Below are 16165 nucleotides of genomic sequence, written 5' to 3' on the forward strand. Positions count from 1 at the left end.
CTGCATTTTAGCTCGACAATACCGAAGAATGCATTCACTCTCTGCAATTATGCAGAATGAAGATTGGGACATTTTCAGATATGTCATCGCCGTCGCGGATTCCGGCTCTGCGATTGCAGCGGCTAGAAAACTTGGGGTGAATGGCAGCACCGTCCTGCGGCGTATATCCAGATTTGAAGAGGACAGGGGCATCCGCCTGTTTGACAGGCTGCAAACCGGCTACACGCCAACGCTGCAATGTGAGGCGCTCCTCAAGACCGCGCGGGAAATTCAGGAAAGCATCGCCATCATCGATCTTGGCATCGCCGGTCAGGATGTCCGGTTTGAAGGCCAGTTGACGGTTACCACCACCGACACGTTTCTGGAAAACATCCTGGCGGACATTTTTCTGGAGTTCAGCAGCAACAACCCTCTGATCCAGTTGGATGTCACGGTCACGAATGAGCGTCTGAGCCTGACCAGACGCGATGCCGATGTCGCCATCCGGGCATCCAAAAAGCCGCCCGAGCATCTGGTCGGGCAACGCGTCTCCGCCGTTTCCTTCGCCGTTTATGGCGCAGTTTCACTGGCGGCAGAGCTTCCACCGGCAGCAACGCTTGACGATCTGAAAGCCCGCTCGTGGATAGGCCCGGGCGAATCCATCTCCGGCTCACCGGTTGCGGCCTGGATGGATGGCAACATTCCTGCCACGTCCATCAAGCTCACAGCCGATACGTTTCCGAGCGTCAGAGCCTGCATACAAAGCGGTGCCGTCGGGGTGCTGCCCTGTTGTATCGGCGATAACAATGCCAGGCTTCAAAAACTGCTGCCAGCGGTCAGGGAAATGGAAACCTCCCTGTGGGTTCTGGTCCACCCGGATGTCCGCCGCTCCGCAAAGGTTTCGGCCTTCACCAAACATGTCTCCAAAAGGCTGCGTGAAAAAAGCCATTTGCTCGCCCCTGAGCATGTCTGAGCAGATGGCCGGGTGTGCAGGCCGATAGGTTCGCGCCAACGTGTGATCACACGCAGATTCTGCCTGAAAAGCGGACCCGAGGCGGTTCAGCCCAAAACCCTATTTTTCGAAGGTGACGGATTCAGGGTCTGCTCCCAGTTCCTTCAGCGCGTTTTTCACTGCATCCTGCATGGGCTCAGGGCCGCACAGATATATCTCTTGGGAAAAATCATTGATGTGTTGCTGCAACAGGTTTTTGTCCACAAAGCCATGCGCGAATCCATCTTTGTTTTCATCACTGAGCACATAGACAAGTTCAAGCCCTGCCATGGCTTCAAACTCCTTGCGGTTGATAATATCGGCCTCGGTCTTGTTGGCAAAGATCAATCGATGCCCGGCCAGCTTGCCCTGAGCTTCCAAGCTGCGCAAAATAGCGATAAACGGTGTAACCCCGGCACCGCCGGCGATGAACGTACCAGGCCCCTTATATTCAATCGCTCCCCACGGATCATCAATCAGCAAAGCCTCACCGATCTCCAGATCGCTGAGCGCATCTGTTACGCCATCATGATCCGGGTAGTGTTTGATGGTGAACTCCAAGCGATCCCAACCGGGCAGACAGGTAAAGGTAAACGGCCGTTTTTCATCCCGCCACTCAGGCTTGTCGATTGAAACATCCGTTGCCTGACCCGGAACGAACTCATAACCATCCGGCTTTTCCAACACATACCGGTGCACGTCGTGGGTCGCCCGTTCGATGGCGGTAATTTTAATGGTATGACTCATACTCTGTCCTCGTCCTTTATATCGTTGCTGAAAGAAGCAACGATTGGGCAAGGCCATTGTTCCCAAGGGCGGCATTATGGAATGCTGTTTTTCAAACGAATTCCACTGAACCACCCGGCCACCCATGCAGGCTACACAGCCATGCTCAGCCGCCAGCTGAATGCAGGCTACACCGCCACCACCACCACCCGCGAAGCGGATTTCACCCAAGACTGTGCCAACATAAAAATCCCGACCCTGTGCGTCGTCGGAGACCAGGACGGCGCAACCCCGCCATCTGTTGAGGCGGAACTGGCCAAGCTGATCCCGGAGTCACGCTTCGAAGTAATCAAGGATGCCGCGCATTTGCCATGTATCGGGCAGTCCGAAATGCTGGCGGATATGATCAAGGCTTTTTTTGACGATGCCGAACTTTGGCCGGGGATGGGGAATTGGTAAGTTGTATATCGGATATCATACCGTCCGGATAATAGTTGCGCCCGCTCAACCCTCAAGTTTTGAAGGCTGAACAGCGTCCTATTAGGCCCGCTTTCGGCCCATTGCAGACCTTTGTGTCATCTGCAGCGAAAGGCTGCAAGGAGCCCAGAGTGACCGATGCTGCGCATGGAACGAATGTCCGATTATCAGCTTTAATGAAGAGACGTCAGTCGGTTTGAGTGCCAGCATTAGCTGCTCTATCGTGGATCATTTCGTAGGCCGCAATCACGAGGGATCGAAGCCATTTACTGCCCGGGTCCTGTGAAAGGCGTGTGCTCCAGAAGAAGCGAAAAGTGATGTCTGGCAGATCGACAGGTGGGCGTTTGGCAAGCAGCCCATAGGTCTGCAAGTCTTCGACCATGAAGAGCTGAACTGTCGTGCCCAGCATGTTGGTGCGCGCAAGCAATGGTGCGACGCCCGAAAACTCGGGCAGATGCGCCCCAATGCGGCGTTCCATGCCATCGCGAGCAACCCGATCTTCGACGGTTTGGCGCGCCGCATTTGACATCCCAACCATGACATGCGGCCAATCGAGCCAGGCTTGCTTATTCCAATTCTCCACTGCCGGATGCCCACGGCGCATGTAGGTGTAGCGCTGCAAGGTCGGCATTTTCTGCTCCATTAAGCCTTCGGGCAGCGTTTTGTCCGCACCAAGCAAGGCAAGGTCGATCTGCTCGTCTGCGACGGCTGAGTAAAGATCCGGTCCTAGGTTCACCCACTCAAGCGATACTCCGGGTGCTTCTTCGTTGATCCGTGCAAAAACTTCGGCAATGAGAGCCGTTATCGCGGGAACAGCGATGCGGAACGTACGCGTGCTGGTCGCCGGATCAAAGGGTTTGGGTGGTGTAACGACGCGTTGAATGCTCCGCAAGATCGGGCGAACATCCTCAATCAAGCTTTCAGCGAAAGGCGATGGCTGCATCTTGCCACCGACTCTCACCATGAGTGGATCACCCACCTGTTCGCGCAGTCGGGCCAGTGCGTGACTGACCGCCGACGGCGTTTTGTTGAGCCGTTCGGCCGCTTTGGCAACGCTACCCTCAGTCATAAGCGCTTCGAAAGTAACAAGTAAATTTAGGTCGAGTCGACCGAGCTGAATATCATTCATGATGCATGAAATCGTTTCGTTATGTTTCTGCTGAATTTTGTTCAACAACCTTTGCCAGAAGCAACGCATCGAAACAAGCAAAGGAGATCAGTAAATGTCACTGAAAGTTATAGGATCTGGATTTGGTCGTACGGGCACCATGTCCACAAAGCTAGCCCTTGAAGAATTGGGCTTTGGCCCTTGCCACCACATGGTGGAAGTGATGCAAAATCCGGAACAACCGGCGCATTGGGCCGAACTCGCCCGAGGAACAGAGGTCGACTGGGCCGAGGTGTTCGCGGGCTATACCTCACAAGTGGACAATCCCGGTGCCGTGTATTGGCATGAGCTTTCCATCGCTTTCCCCGAAGCCAAGGTCATTCATACCGAGCGCCCCGAGGACGACTGGTGGGCCAGCTATGACCACACGATCAACCGCTTCTGGCAAAACCGCAAAGTCATTGCACTACCGCCGCCCGTCCAGGCCGTGTTCGACAATATGGACAAAATCCTGATGCAAGGGGGCGACGCTGGTCTTGATCGTGAAGCTGCTATCGCTGCTTACCGGGCGAACAACGCGAGGGTTCGTGAGGTCATCCCGGCAGACAGGCTTTTGGTCTTCAATCCCGCTGAAGGTTGGAGCCCACTCTGCCGCTTTCTAGGCGTTGACATCCCAAAATCCGACTTTCCGCGCAGCAATGCCCGGTCTGAATTTTGGAACTTGTTCGGCGGCGAACCGGCGGCCGCCTGACAGTCAATCCGAAAATTATCAAAAGGAGCATTTCCATGTTTACTATGCCATTTCGCTGTTTGGCCTTCGGTGTGACTGCTGCGATCACCCTTCTTTCATCCCAAACCGTCTGGGCGCAAGAAACTTGGATGGTCGTAACCCACGAGGTCGAAGACTTCGACCGATGGAAGGAGGTTTTCGATCAAGCCTTGTCAACCCGTCGTTCGGTGGGTGAGATGGCGTCCTACATTATGCACAATCCCGTCGATCAAAACATGATCACCGTCTGGTTCGAGTGGGACACAATGGAACGGGCCCGCGCTTGGGTGGCTGATCCCGCATTGGCAAACGGCATGATCGCAGCTGGTGTAGTTTCAACGCCAGTTTTCGGTTTCCGCGACATCGAGTCGACAAACTAATCAGATGCAGATGGCCTAAAAAATCTGCTGAGGGCCTCATGTGGCCCCGATCTGTTTCGCTCAAGCGCGTCAACTACGAAGCGGGCATTCGTGATAATGCGGCAAATGTCCGTTCCGTCCGCAATGCAGACCTCGGTGCCCTGCGCAGCGAACTTCCGCTTCCCGCCCAAACCGGCCATGACATTGTTCTTCTAGAGAAACCTTTTGCCAACCGTTTCCTTTTCAATACCCCACGCCCGCATGACTGCCCTCAAACCATATCGGCCCTTCCCAATAGGGAATTGACGTCTGCATCCAGCTATCTGCGATGAGCGCTTCCGTCTCAATATTCAGACCATCGTCCAGAACTTCCAATCGCCAGCCGTTGGGCATCTCGCGGCCTGCGGCCTGAGCAGTTGTGAGCTGTGTCACGCGGATGCCTTTTGGCCCAAGTGGTGTGACAGCACCATCTGCGTCAATACAGTCTGGCGTTCCGCATGCTTGGCTTGGCCCACGCTTTCGCCGTTGTTCAAATGCAATGCCCTAACGCTCCCTGGTTATTCCGCTCAAGAGCCGACCGAGAATATCCGCGCCAGTGATAATGCGTTTGTCTTCGCCCCAGATAAGCACGACATCGCGGTCAACCACATCGTCTCCCTCGTGCGAAACATGCACTTCAAACTGTTGCAAGATATGACCAAGTCTCTTTGTGACGTCGCGTATGACAATCGGGCGGTGACAATGCTGTTCCGGCCGAAAACTGTCCTCCTCCAGAAGGGCGCTGCGCAAATAGGCATCCGTATCCACAATCATGAGCGGCTGGTCGCGTTCATTCGTCAGAACGGCCCATTTTTTGCCAGAGGAGCGGAGTTGCCCCAGGAACACACCGTTCCTCTCTCCTGCATCAGGCGGAAAGACCACGTTTTGGCCGTTAAATGGCATCTGGATGATGCTGCGTTTATCAACCGGCTCGCCTTCCTGTGAGGCACTGATATCGTCGAGGCGCAGGAAATTGAGGGCACCAAGCCCCTCGATCCGGCCCAAATCAGTTTCATCTGCTTCCATATGTTGACGGATCATTTCACGCACACCTCGTTCACGCATGAAGTCGACCCCTTCCTTTCCCAGCCATCCGTCCAGAAGCAGCGCGACAGGCTTTGCCACCGGGTACAGGAGTATCTGATAGACCTTCAGCACAGGTGCCAGACGCGCGCCTATGACCAGAGCCTTGCGCGAAAAGAAAGCCTGGGGAAAAATTTCGCCAAACAAAGTGATGATGATGGTGGAAAACAGAAATGCGCCGAAGCCGGCCATCACCGAATTTGAAAGCAATGTCAGAAGCACATTGATGCTGACATTGCCCCACAGGATTGTTGTGAGCAGGAAATTGGAATCCGATCGCAGGTCCAAAACCTGTTGTGCAGCGACGTTGCCGGTTCCCACTTCAACTTCGAGGCGGAGCCTGCTTACACTGAAATAAGCAAGGTTGAGGCCGGAGAACATCGCGGACTGGCTGAGGCAAAAAAAGATGCCCAGCCACGTCAAACCTTCAATGACAACGGGGTTCATAAATACTGCATCAGGATTGTTGCGATGCCAAGAAACGCAAAGAAGCCTGCAATATCAGTAACCGTTGTCAATATGATGGATGACGACGTTGCCGGATCCTGCCCGAGCCGGGTGAGGATAACGGGGATGATTGCGCCGGCGAAACCGGCGGCGACCATCGCCAGGACCATGGAAGACATGATAACCGCGACAAGGCCTAGTGACTGGCTCCACAGATAAACGCCTATGCCGCAAGTCACAGCTATGCAAATCCCATTCAAAAACCCAGCGATAACTTCTTTCCGCAAAACCTTTGCCCATTGTCGGACCGTAATTTCACGAAGGGCCAGACCACGCATGGTCACCGCAAGCGCCTGGGCACCGGTGTTACCTGATTGTCCGGCCACAACTGGCAGAAGCACCGCAAGGGCAGTGACCTGCGCAATTGTTGCCTCAAAAATGCCGACAACGGCAGCAGCCATAAATGCCGTCAAAAGGTTGATTTGAAGCCAGGGCATGCGTTTTCTGACGGTAAAAAGCGGAGTGGAAAGCGCCCGTTCTTCTTTGCTTGCGCCCACCATTGTTTGCAAGTTCAAGGTTGCGTCTTTCTGGATCGTACGCGCGAGATTCTGGTGGGTGACAGCGCCCAGCAGGACGCCATCCAAATCGACCACTGGTAGATCGAGGACATTTCCGCTTTTGAGGATTTCTGTAATTTCGCTTAAAGAATCGATTGGCCGTACGGCTGCAACAATGGGCTGTTCAAGCGCGGCAAGTGTAATTTCAGGCTGTGAAATTGCAACGTCCGTCAGTGACACTATGCCTGTCAGGTGCTGCCCGTCATCCACAAGAAACAAGCTTCGCGCCGTGCTCATGCCATCATTGCGCAAACGCTCTAATGTGTCGCCAACTGTTGAATCCCTGCGATAGGTATAGATGGCTGTGTTCATCATGCGCCCGGCGGTGTCGCGCGGATAGGAGAGCAACGTTTCAATATCCCTTTTGGGAACAGGAGCAAGACGGGAAACGCGCTCTTTCACATCGGTTTCGGGCATAAAACCCAGAAGTCGAACCGCTTGAGAAGGCGCAATTTCGGCAAGGAGCTGGTCGGAAATGGCCTCAGGCAACGCGACCAGAAGTTTGGCAGCTGTTTCTGGCAACAGATATTGCCAGACAGGCGTCAAGATTTTTGCCGGAATACGTGCAGTGGCTTCAACCACATCTGCAATGGGCAATTCTTCAATCTTTCGTGCGGCATCCAGTGGGTGATCAATAAAGAAACGTTGAGTCAATTCATCGGTGATCCGGGTTATGGTTGCGGTCATGATTTGCCTCCTCCAGCCGAAGCGGATGAATGGTTGATCGAAGGTTTGGATCTGACATCACCATCAATCAACAGTTCGGCCAGTTGAACAGAGCTTGTGAAAAAGACACTCGCCACGGAAGACAGAATGTTTGATGAATTTGCCTGGCTCTCCGCGATGGGTTCTGCAGCAGGCGATTGTTTAAAAATGCTTTTGGAAAGAGCACCAATCAATATCTTTTGACGGTTGACGACAGGCAAGAACGCATGGTCGTCCCAGGCAGGCATGGATTTAACTGCGCTCAGGCGAGCACGAGCGGAAATGGATGGAATGGAACTGTCAACAACCTCTCCAAGCTTGGAGTCCTTTGATAACCGCAACAGCTCTGCTGCATTGATGTTGCCAATCAGTTTTCTCGATGCATCAACGACATAGGCAACACCCGTCTTGGTACGCTTCATCTGACGAAATTCCGAAACCGCTTCCCGAACCGTCTGATCAGCCGTCATGACAATAATGCTGGTCGACATTTTTGCGCCAACAGTATCTGCAGGATAGGTCAGAGTAGAAGTCAGGTCGCGGCTGAGCTTCTTTGGCAACGCTACCAATAATTGTTTGCGTTTGGCGTCCGGTATCACCCTCAAGATTGAAGCCGTTGTTTGGTAGTCCAATCCCGAGAGAACCGCGCCGCCGCTGACCGGTGTCATTTCAGAAATCAATCCGGCTGCAGACCAGGCGGTGATCTTGGACATAAGCGACACGGCGTAACGTGTTGGCAGAGCCTCAAAGAAATCAGCTGAATCGCCCACGCTCATTTCAGAAAGGGCTTTCACTGCCGTTAGCGGACGCTTCTCGATAAGTTCAATGGTCAGGGGTGAAACCTTGCTCATGAGCCTGTTCCCTCAACGACCGCATTTTGTGAAATGATCATCAGCCCGGATGCATCTGCCTTATGGGCGGGAATTAACGCGCGGCCGTTTTCGGTATCAACCGCGATGTGTGTTTGCGTGATTTCAAGGACCACGCCTTCGATCTCACCAATCCGCACAAGCAAGCCGGGGCTCAAGCTTTGCCGCACCGTCCGGGCGCTGATGAGGTTGCTGATGTACTCTTGTGAGCCGAAACCAAAAGCGATCGAGAAGCCCAGCAGGATGGCGCCCACTGCAACAGCTGACACAGTTACAAGGAAGGTCACGTCGACGCCAATCTGGTCGAGACCAATGATCGCCGCGATGATGAAAACAGTGCCCTGGGCTATGCGCCCAAACGACTCGCTGTGAGGGGACTTGGCAATGTTTGCCGCCTCGGTGACCTGTCTGCCAACGACGTTGCTGATGAAATAACCCAAGGCGATTGTCACGACGCCAAGCAGGACATCCGGCAAGAAAAGGACGATGTTATTGAGCCATTGTGAGATCGTAGGCAGGCTTGCAACACGCGCAGAAATCGTCAGCGTAACAAACACTATGATCCAGAAAGCGACTTCGCCAAAGATCGTGGAGGCGCCTAATGGCAACCGGGCGTTTGCTAGAATGCCTGTTTGAAAGGTTCGTTCCAAAACTCTGTTCAGGCCGCTCAATATCCGTTTCGCAGCTGTTCTTACAAAGCGCGCAAAAAGCCACCCGAAAATAAGGATAAATAAAGCACCGGCAAGCGATGGTATGTAGTCCAAGAAGCCTTGCAGTGCTGTCTGGAGTGCTTGTTGGATTGAAATCCATATTGAATTAGGCGTTTCCATTACATTTTCCTTTGCGTTTCTTGCGACCAGAATTGACAAACACCCCGTGTTAGGACCGACGAATGCAAACTGATTTTTGTTTGCTCGCACGGTATTGGGTGATGCCTTGATCGCAGGGTCTCAAATCGATCCGCAGATCTGTTTCAATGTGCGGGTTAAGTCCCTGGCCAAACCTGTCATACTTTAATCCAACGACCCCAAGAGGCGGCTTGTGTGATGTCGTACCAACCACCCGGGCTTGCTAGGATCAGGCGCACTCTCCAGACCTTTTAAGTGCAGAAAGTGTTCCATTCTCAGTTCATAAAACCTCATTTTTATCGAAGAGCGGATCAACACATGGCTGGGCTGAAAGCAATTCGATTGTCATCTGAGGGTCAAGACACCTGGACGATGCGGCATGCAAAAGCGCGCCACCCTCATTTACAGTTTCCCCGGTTCCCTGAAACACCGGATCAAGCCAAAACCCTTTACCAAGCTGGTAAAGCAGAGTGTCTACTCCAGCGTGTTGTCCAGCTTGGCGAAGCGAACCAGATGCTTTGCGGGGAAAGGTGCTGTTAAAGACTTGGTGTCGTCTTCGCAGGGACGTCAACGGCCAACCGCATCGCAGATTGTTTTCGCAGCGACCCCACACCGATCACTGTCTTTGCCACTGAATTTCTTTGCGCAATAGATAGAAAGTCGACCGGTCACTGCGCTTGAAAGATTCTCAACACTCATGACATCATCATAAATAGACAGTTTTTATTTGTCTATAGGTAAATAAAATTATCTTTTATGGTCTGGTGTCGAGTCAATTTGCGGCAGTCGATGGGTTTAACCGCCCCTGAACCGCCCCTGAACCGACCTTGACAGGCTGCCAACATCGCTTGGCCTGAGTTGATGTGGATTGCACTTTGGTCAATGCGGAGTGTGAGCGCTGCCAAATCCTGCGGGTGAGGCAAGACGCTCGACTGCAAGTATCAATACCCGGTCATCTCCAAATACCCCACGCCTTGATGACTGCCGCCAAACCGGATGGGCCCTTCCCAATAGGGAATTGAGGTGTCCATCCAGCTATCCGCATTCAGCGCTTGCGTCTCAATGTCCAAACCATGGTCAGGTACTTCCAGTCGCCAGCCGATGGGCATCTCGCGGCCTGCGACCTGAGCGGTGGTAAGCGGTGTCATGCGGATGCCTTTGGGGCCCAGTGGTGTGACAGTGCCATCAGCACCAATCCATGTGCCAGAGAAATAATCACCCGCTGTTTCATCCCTAAGCCGAAACAGCATCAGCTTTTCGCCGCCGTTCAGATGCAGCGAAAACCAGTCCCAGCCGGTTTGGGTGCCGGTGAGAGGTTGGCTGCTCCATTCCCGGTCGAGCCAGGCCTTGCCTGTGACGGTGAGGGTTTTATCATCTACGTTAATGTCACCAGCAACTTCGAAAAAGGGTTGGCTGTAATAATAGGAGGCTTGACCGGCCTCTGATTTCTGGCTGAAACCAGCCTCGCCCTGGAACACAAGTGGTTTGGGTGTGGTGAGGGCCAGATCGTAGCGAAATGCCTCATCATTGGCGGTGAGGCGCAGGGCGGAAAATGCGTCTGCTTCTGCTGGCGCAGTGGAGGTGAGGGACCAGTCATCCAGCCAGGCAGCAAAGGGGGCAGTGGTCACGCCTGCCTGACCCGTATTGCCGCGGGCGACGGTTTCCGCGCTGAGATGCCGTCCTTGCGAGGACAGGGCCGCATGGCCAAGCCAGACCTGCCCGTTGTTCCAGCCGCTTTTTTCGGTGCCGGGCGTCATGGTCTGGCGGAACAGGGTCCATTGAATGCCGTGGGGATTGCCGTCTGAATCTGTCAGATTGGCAGTCACATACCACCATTCAATGCGGTAATCCGGGTGGGGGCCGTGGTCTTGCGGAAAGCTGAAGAGCTTGCCGGGCGTGACCTGCGCGTAGCCTTCGCTATCTATGCCCAGCCCTGCAAAGCCTTGCGCGTGCGCGCTGGCGCTGACGAAGACAAGCAAAAGCAGCAGCCACACTTTTGTGAAAAGTCTAACGCTCATTGGCAAACACCTTTAGCAAGTCAGCGGGCGGCATGCGCCTCAGCTTGATGGTTGGATAGAGGGAGGCCAGACCGGCGGTGAGAAGGGCCAGCGCCAGCAGGCGCAGCCAGTCCAGCGGAAACAGCAGCATGGGTATGCGCCAGCCGAACGCTTCCACATTGATAACCGAAAGCAGAATCCACGCCACCAGCAGGCCAAGGGGAATGGCCAGCACAGAAGTCAGCAAAGCCAGCGCGACCGTTTTAGCCAATTCAATGCCAGCCAGATTGCGCCGCGTTATGCCCATGGCCCAGATCGGCGCCAGTTGGGGCAGGCGCGCCTGTGACAGCCCAAGAAGGCTGGTCAGCATGGCAATGCCCGCAACAGCCAGTGTGAGGGCGTTCAAGGCCAGCGTAACCGCAAAAGTGCGTTCAAACACAGACCGGGAGAGGGATTTGAGGGCCTCCTGATCAATCAGCCCGCCCTCGCCAAAGGTAAAGCGCTGGTCAAGCGCGTTCAGCACACGCGCAATATCATCCGGCGCAACGCGCAGACCAAAGCGTGTTTTTTGTACCGACGGCCACTGGGTGGTCAATTGATCGACGGCCATAAGCACCTGACCAATCGGGTTGCCATAGTCGGAATAAATGCCCAGAACTTTGGTGGTGAGCGGTCCGGTCTCGCTGAACAATTCAAACTCGGCATTGATCGAAAGATCAAACTGGCGCGCCATCTGCTCGCTGATAAGCAAGCCATTGCCCGCCGCCACATCGTCCCACATCGTGGGTGTCTGATCGAGCAACGGCCAATTGTCACGATAGGTCGGGTGGTCCTGAAATCCGAAAATTTCAATCGGAAAGGTCTGATAGCGGCCATCCACATTCCAGATTGGCAAAATGGCTGTCACAGCTGGTTCATCTTTCAGATAGGCGAGAACGTCTTCGGTCTGCTCCGGCGTACCTGCATTCAGATAAATCTCCGGTGCCAGACGTTGATCCAGCCAGCCCAGAAAGGTGGTGCGGAAACTCTGCACCATGGTGCCAACACCAATATTGATCGCCAGCGCCAGCAACAGCGCCATAAGCGCCAGCGAAAGACCGGACATGTGCTGGTTGCCATCAGCCCAGAACCATTGCCACATCGGACGTTTTGCCCGCGCTTCGAACAATGTCAAAAAGCGCGCAAGAACCGACGGTAGCAAAAGCGCGGCTGCCAGCAACACCGACCCCATCAGCACAAACCCAGCAACCAGAGAACCACCAATCAGCAACGCTGCAAGGGCCGTCAGGACAAAGCCAGTGGCAAAAGCCAGTTGCCAGCGGCGCTTGCGCTCATTGGCCTGGCGCCAGGCAAAGGGATGCGCATTGGCAAGGATCGGCATTTGCACAAGTTTGAACAGATTGGCCCCGGCGGCAAAAAAAGCACCCAGCATGGCAATCGCCAATCCGCTCAGCCACCAGTGCCATTGCAAGGTCAGTTGGCCGGAAACCTGCGCGCCATAAAGCCCGCGCAAGCTGGCCGAAACATCCGGCAGCAAAGCCGAGGCAATCAGATATCCGGCAAAAACACCCAGCAGTCCGGCCGTCAGCGACAGCAGTGCCAGTTCGACCATCAGCACCAATGCCAGAAGTCGGGCCGAGACGCCGCAGGCCCGTAACGTGCGCACCATGTGACGGCGGCTTTCAAAGGCCAGACCCACCGCTGAATTGACAATGAACAGGCCCACCACAAAGGACAGAAAGCCAAAGGCGGTGAGATTCAGATGAAAACTGTCGGTCAGACTTTCCAACGCGGAACTGGAAGCGGGTTCCTCCAGCAGCAACTGACCGGCGATCAAGGGCTCTAATGTGCTCTCTTCAGTTTTCTGCCGATCATGCAGGATAAGACGGCTGATGCGCCCATTCAGTCCCAACAGGCGTTGTGCAACACCAATATCGGTCAGCACCGTTCCTGGCGGCAGAGCTTCCAGCGCAGATAGCGGCGGCAGGGTTGCGCTGTCGTCCGCATTGATCTGTGCAATCGTCTCTGGATGCGCGAATGATCGGAAGGGCGGTGTCAGAAAGGCCTGCACATCATCATTGGTGTTTTCAAAGGCAATCAGCCAGTCATTCTGCGACAGCTCGGTATCGGGCAGGGTCACCGGATCAATCCCGATCAGCTGCAACCGGGTGCCTTCAAGGCGCAATGTTCCCTCAACAATCGGCGACACGCGCCAACCGGCCCGGCGCAAAGTGGCGAAAATCGATTGCGGTACGCTTTCGCCCGCCAGCGGCGTCAGCGAGCGGAACTGGTCACCACCAAGTGTGGTCGCCGCCCTGTCATAGCTGGCGCGCGCTTCGGCATTGATCGCTTGCACACCGCTCCAAAGTGCCGTGGCGACGCCAAGGCCAACAATGAGGGTAATGAAAGACAGACGGTTCTTGCGCCAGAAGCCCAGCAGCACTCGCAGCGTCCAGAAAAAGATGCGGAAATGGCTCAAGAGCTTACGCGCCCGCCGCTGAGCGTAATGGTTTTGTCCAGGCGCTCCGCAAGGCGTGAATTATGGGTGACCATCAACAGGCTGTTCCCCAAATCGCGTACCAGAGACAGTGTTAAGTCCAGCACAGCATCGCCCGTGGCCTCATCCAGATTGCCCGTTGGCTCATCCGCCAACATAAGCTGTGGCTTGGCGGCCAGCGTCCGGCCAATGGCAACACGCTGTTGCTGGCCGCCTGACAATTGCTCCGGATAGCGTTGCAGCAATTCATCAAGGCCAAGTGTGCCGGCCAGATGCGCCTGCCATGCGGTATCGAACCGACCCGCAATCCGCGCCTGAAACGCCAGATTATCCTGCACGTTAAGGCTGGGAACCAGATTGAACTGTTGAAACACCACGCCCAATTGGCCGCGTCTCAGGTCTGCGCGTCCGGCATCGGACAAGGTACCGACATCTGTGCCATCCAAAAGAATTTGCCCGTCATCGGGTGTATCCAGCCCGCCGATCAGATGTAGTAGGGTGCTTTTGCCACTGCCAGACTCTCCCATAAGCGCCAGGCTATGACCGCTTGTCAGATCCAGACTGATCCCGTCCAGTACCCGGATTTTACCCTGAGGTGTTTCATACGATTTTTGCAGGTTTCGGACTTCAAGCATCTGGCAGCTTTCTGCGAGTGGATTCTGTTTGTTATCTAGGATTCAAGGTTGATCCGTCCAGCATAGTTTTGGTGCTTGCAAAAAGGAAAAGCCTGTGAGAGTTTCGCATGAGTTTTTATATGATAATTGAGATACGACGTTGCTGGATTTACATAAGTCAGCTTTGACAGCCGGACCAATTGCCCAGAATGATGTAATATCTTCGGTGCAAACACTTGGTCGTGCGCTATCCGGTCTCCTCCTTATCAACCCCTGAGCGTAGGCTGTCCGGTCTATCCGGCGCGCTCTCAGGGGACTTGCTAAATCACCACAACATAGAAATAACGCGCATGAGAGATCCCAGGATTTTGATAGGCGCAGATTGCAGCGTTTGACGCTGAGGAGAAGACACAATGAACAAGATGATTGCGGCACGAGCGAGCACCGCCAAAGCCGGAGACACTTCATCCGACAAGGATCAGGTTCTGATTTTTGACACCACCCTGCGCGATGGCGAGCAATCGCCGGGTGCCTCCATGACGCATGAAGAAAAGCTGATGGTTGCCAAGCAGCTCGATGATATGGGCGTTGACATTATCGAAGCCGGTTTTCCAATTGCCTCCAATGGCGATTTTGAAGCGGTTTCGGAAATTGCCCGCCGCGCCGAACATGCCGTGATTGCCGGTCTGGCGCGGGCTATTCCCGGTGATATCGAGCGGGCAGGCGAGGCGGTTAAACACGCCAGACGTGGCCGCATTCATACCTTTGTTTCAACCTCGCCCATTCATCTGGCCAATCAGATGAAGAAAACCCAGGAAGAGGTATTGGAGATCATCACCAAAACGGTGACACAGGCCCGTAATCTGGTGGAGGATGTGGAATGGTCCGGAATGGATGCCACCCGCACGCCGATTGATTATCTGTGCAAGACGGTTGAAACGGCCATCAACGCCGGTGCCACAACCATCAACATTCCAGACACAGTCGGCTACATGGTGGGCGATGAATATTACAACATGATCGCTGTTCTCATGAACCGTGTTCCCAATGCGGACAAGGCGATCTTTTCCACCCATTGTCATGATGATTTGGGCTGTGCGGTCTCAAACTCTATCGCTGGCGTGCGGGCAGGTGCCCGTCAGGTCGAATGCACCATTAACGGGCTGGGCGAACGCGCCGGCAATGCGGCTTTGGAAGAAATTGTCATGGCCATCCGTACCCGTGGCGATGTTCTGCCCTATCGCACCGGCATCGACACGACGGCCCTGTTGCGCACCTCCAAAATGGTGTCCACCGTTTCCGGGTTCTCAGTTCAATTCAACAAGGCGATTGTGGGCGCCAATGCGTTTGCCCATGAATCCGGCATCCATCAGGATGGGATGCTGAAAAACGCCGAAACTTATGAAATCATGCGCCCCGAGGACGTTGGCGTGAAGGAAACTTCGCTGGTAATGGGCAAGCATTCCGGTCGCCATGCGTTCAAGGAAAAGCTGTTGGAACTGGGCTTTGATCTGGGCGACAACGCCTTTCAGGATGCGTTCAATCGCTTCAAGACTTTGGCCGACAAGAAAAAGCACGTCTATGACGAAGACATTGAAGCACTGGTCAGTGATGAAGCCTCCATTGCAGGAGAGAAAATCCGCGTCGTCGCTCTGACCGTCATTGCCGGCACAAGTGGCCCTCAGAAGGCTACCATGACGCTGGATGTAGCGGGTCAACACATCACCAAGGAAGCCACTGGTGACGGGCCAGTGGATGCAACCTTCAACGCCATTCACATGATCGTGCCTCATGAAGCCAAGCTGCAGCTCTATCAGGTAAGTGCAGTGACCGAAGGCACAGATGCCCAGGCTGAAGTTTCGGTACGTCTGGAGGATGATGAGATCATGGTGACGGGCCGGGGCGCAGAGACAGACACCATGGTGGCTTCGGCCAAAGCCTATGTATCAGCGCTGAACAAATTGCTGGCAAGGCGAGGTCGCACCCATGCACAGGCCATGCAGGCCGTCTGATTCAACACAGAATGAAATACAGAAAAGG

The 16165-nt window shown here is 54.5% G+C and carries 15 protein-coding genes; 5 read left to right on the plus strand and 10 right to left on the minus strand.

What is annotated here, in order from left to right; translation table 11 throughout:
- Positions 1 to 28: 28 nt before the first annotated feature.
- On the plus strand, positions 29 to 952 hold the full coding sequence (locus RAL91_RS11410; RefSeq protein ID WP_306262349.1) for a LysR family transcriptional regulator: 924 nt from the start codon (positions 29 to 31) through the stop codon (positions 950 to 952).
- Between the two features lie 99 nt (positions 953 to 1051).
- Here the strand turns inward: RAL91_RS11410 and RAL91_RS11415 are convergent, their stop codons facing one another.
- Positions 1052 to 1717, minus strand: coding sequence for an FAD-binding oxidoreductase (locus RAL91_RS11415; protein WP_306262351.1), 666 nt, complete (start codon positions 1715 to 1717; stop codon positions 1052 to 1054).
- An 81-nt stretch (positions 1718 to 1798) separates the two neighbouring features.
- Here RAL91_RS11415 and RAL91_RS11420 point away from each other — a divergent pair, with 81 nt between their 5' ends.
- Complete coding sequence (locus tag RAL91_RS11420) at positions 1799 to 2155, plus strand: alpha/beta fold hydrolase (RefSeq protein ID WP_306262352.1); 357 nt, start codon at positions 1799 to 1801, stop codon at positions 2153 to 2155.
- A 205-nt stretch (positions 2156 to 2360) separates the two neighbouring features.
- On the opposite strand, the gene RAL91_RS11425 is transcribed toward RAL91_RS11420, so the two are convergent.
- A complete protein-coding gene (locus RAL91_RS11425) occupies positions 2361 to 3371 on the minus strand; it encodes a LysR family transcriptional regulator (RefSeq protein ID WP_306262354.1) in 1011 nt (336 codons plus the stop codon).
- 25 nt (positions 3372 to 3396) lie between these two features.
- Between RAL91_RS11425 and RAL91_RS11430 the strand changes: the two genes are divergently transcribed.
- Positions 3397 to 4032 (plus strand): sulfotransferase family protein, encoded by a 636-nt coding sequence (locus RAL91_RS11430; RefSeq protein WP_306262356.1) that lies wholly within the window; start codon positions 3397 to 3399, stop codon positions 4030 to 4032.
- 35 nt (positions 4033 to 4067) lie between these two features.
- Entirely contained in the window at positions 4068 to 4430 is a 363-nt protein-coding gene (locus tag RAL91_RS11435) for a hypothetical protein (RefSeq protein WP_306262358.1), read from the plus strand.
- Between the two features lie 222 nt (positions 4431 to 4652).
- Here the strand turns inward: RAL91_RS11435 and RAL91_RS11440 are convergent, their stop codons facing one another.
- From RAL91_RS11440 to RAL91_RS11475, 8 genes are all read right to left on the minus strand, one after another.
- Positions 4653 to 4949, minus strand: a complete 297-nt coding sequence (locus RAL91_RS11440; RefSeq protein ID WP_306262898.1) for a lipocalin family protein — start codon at positions 4947 to 4949, stop codon at positions 4653 to 4655.
- A 3-nt stretch (positions 4950 to 4952) separates the two neighbouring features.
- Positions 4953 to 5978, minus strand: a complete 1026-nt coding sequence (locus RAL91_RS11445) for a DUF21 domain-containing protein (RefSeq protein ID WP_306262359.1) — start codon at positions 5976 to 5978, stop codon at positions 4953 to 4955.
- Entirely contained in the window at positions 5975 to 7282 is a 1308-nt protein-coding gene (gene mgtE, locus RAL91_RS11450; protein ID WP_306262361.1) for a magnesium transporter, read from the minus strand. The genes RAL91_RS11445 and mgtE overlap by 4 nt, the downstream gene beginning before the upstream one ends.
- Positions 7279 to 8151 carry a magnesium transporter MgtE N-terminal domain-containing protein gene (locus RAL91_RS11455; protein WP_306262363.1) on the minus strand — a complete coding sequence of 291 codons (873 nt, stop codon included), beginning with the start codon at positions 8149 to 8151 and terminating at the stop codon, positions 7279 to 7281. The genes mgtE and RAL91_RS11455 overlap by 4 nt, the downstream gene beginning before the upstream one ends.
- Entirely contained in the window at positions 8148 to 8999 is an 852-nt protein-coding gene (locus RAL91_RS11460) for a mechanosensitive ion channel (protein WP_306262365.1), read from the minus strand. The genes RAL91_RS11455 and RAL91_RS11460 overlap by 4 nt, the downstream gene beginning before the upstream one ends.
- A 959-nt stretch (positions 9000 to 9958) precedes the next feature.
- Positions 9959 to 11035, minus strand: a complete 1077-nt coding sequence (locus RAL91_RS11465) for a lipocalin-like domain-containing protein (RefSeq protein WP_306262367.1) — start codon at positions 11033 to 11035, stop codon at positions 9959 to 9961.
- A complete protein-coding gene (locus tag RAL91_RS11470) occupies positions 11025 to 13493 on the minus strand; it encodes an FtsX-like permease family protein (RefSeq protein ID WP_306262369.1) in 2469 nt (822 codons plus the stop codon). Before RAL91_RS11470 ends, RAL91_RS11465 begins: the two co-directional genes overlap by 11 nt.
- Positions 13490 to 14146, minus strand: a complete 657-nt coding sequence (locus RAL91_RS11475) for an ABC transporter ATP-binding protein (RefSeq protein WP_306262371.1) — start codon at positions 14144 to 14146, stop codon at positions 13490 to 13492. Before RAL91_RS11475 ends, RAL91_RS11470 begins: the two co-directional genes overlap by 4 nt.
- 401 nt (positions 14147 to 14547) lie before the next feature.
- Between RAL91_RS11475 and RAL91_RS11480 the strand changes: the two genes are divergently transcribed.
- A complete protein-coding gene (locus tag RAL91_RS11480; protein ID WP_306262900.1) occupies positions 14548 to 16137 on the plus strand; it encodes a 2-isopropylmalate synthase in 1590 nt (529 codons plus the stop codon).
- Positions 16138 to 16165: the final 28 nt, after the last annotated feature.

The organism is Pararhizobium sp. IMCC21322 (genome assembly GCF_030758295.1).
In the GTDB taxonomy this organism is placed as follows: domain Bacteria; phylum Pseudomonadota; class Alphaproteobacteria; order Rhizobiales.

Coding starts and splice junctions, on each gene's coding strand:
- RAL91_RS11480 (WP_306262900.1), top strand. CDS start 14,548: ATGATTGCGGCACGAGCGAGCACCGCCAAAGCCGGAGACACTTCATCC.
- RAL91_RS11430 (WP_306262356.1), top strand. CDS start 3,397: ATGTCACTGAAAGTTATAGGATCTGGATTTGGTCGTACGGGCACCATG.
- RAL91_RS11465 (WP_306262367.1), bottom strand. CDS start 11,035: ATGAGCGTTAGACTTTTCACAAAAGTGTGGCTGCTGCTTTTGCTTGTC.
- RAL91_RS11420 (WP_306262352.1), top strand. CDS start 1,799: ATGCTGTTTTTCAAACGAATTCCACTGAACCACCCGGCCACCCATGCA.
- RAL91_RS11415 (WP_306262351.1), bottom strand. CDS start 1,717: ATGAGTCATACCATTAAAATTACCGCCATCGAACGGGCGACCCACGAC.
- RAL91_RS11475 (WP_306262371.1), bottom strand. CDS start 14,146: ATGCTTGAAGTCCGAAACCTGCAAAAATCGTATGAAACACCTCAGGGT.
- RAL91_RS11410 (WP_306262349.1), top strand. CDS start 29: ATGCATTCACTCTCTGCAATTATGCAGAATGAAGATTGGGACATTTTC.
- RAL91_RS11425 (WP_306262354.1), bottom strand. CDS start 3,371: ATGCGTTGCTTCTGGCAAAGGTTGTTGAACAAAATTCAGCAGAAACAT.
- RAL91_RS11460 (WP_306262365.1), bottom strand. CDS start 8,999: ATGGAAACGCCTAATTCAATATGGATTTCAATCCAACAAGCACTCCAG.
- RAL91_RS11445 (WP_306262359.1), bottom strand. CDS start 5,978: ATGAACCCCGTTGTCATTGAAGGTTTGACGTGGCTGGGCATCTTTTTT.
- mgtE (WP_306262361.1), bottom strand. CDS start 7,282: ATGACCGCAACCATAACCCGGATCACCGATGAATTGACTCAACGTTTC.
- RAL91_RS11435 (WP_306262358.1), top strand. CDS start 4,068: ATGTTTACTATGCCATTTCGCTGTTTGGCCTTCGGTGTGACTGCTGCG.
- RAL91_RS11455 (WP_306262363.1), bottom strand. CDS start 8,151: ATGAGCAAGGTTTCACCCCTGACCATTGAACTTATCGAGAAGCGTCCG.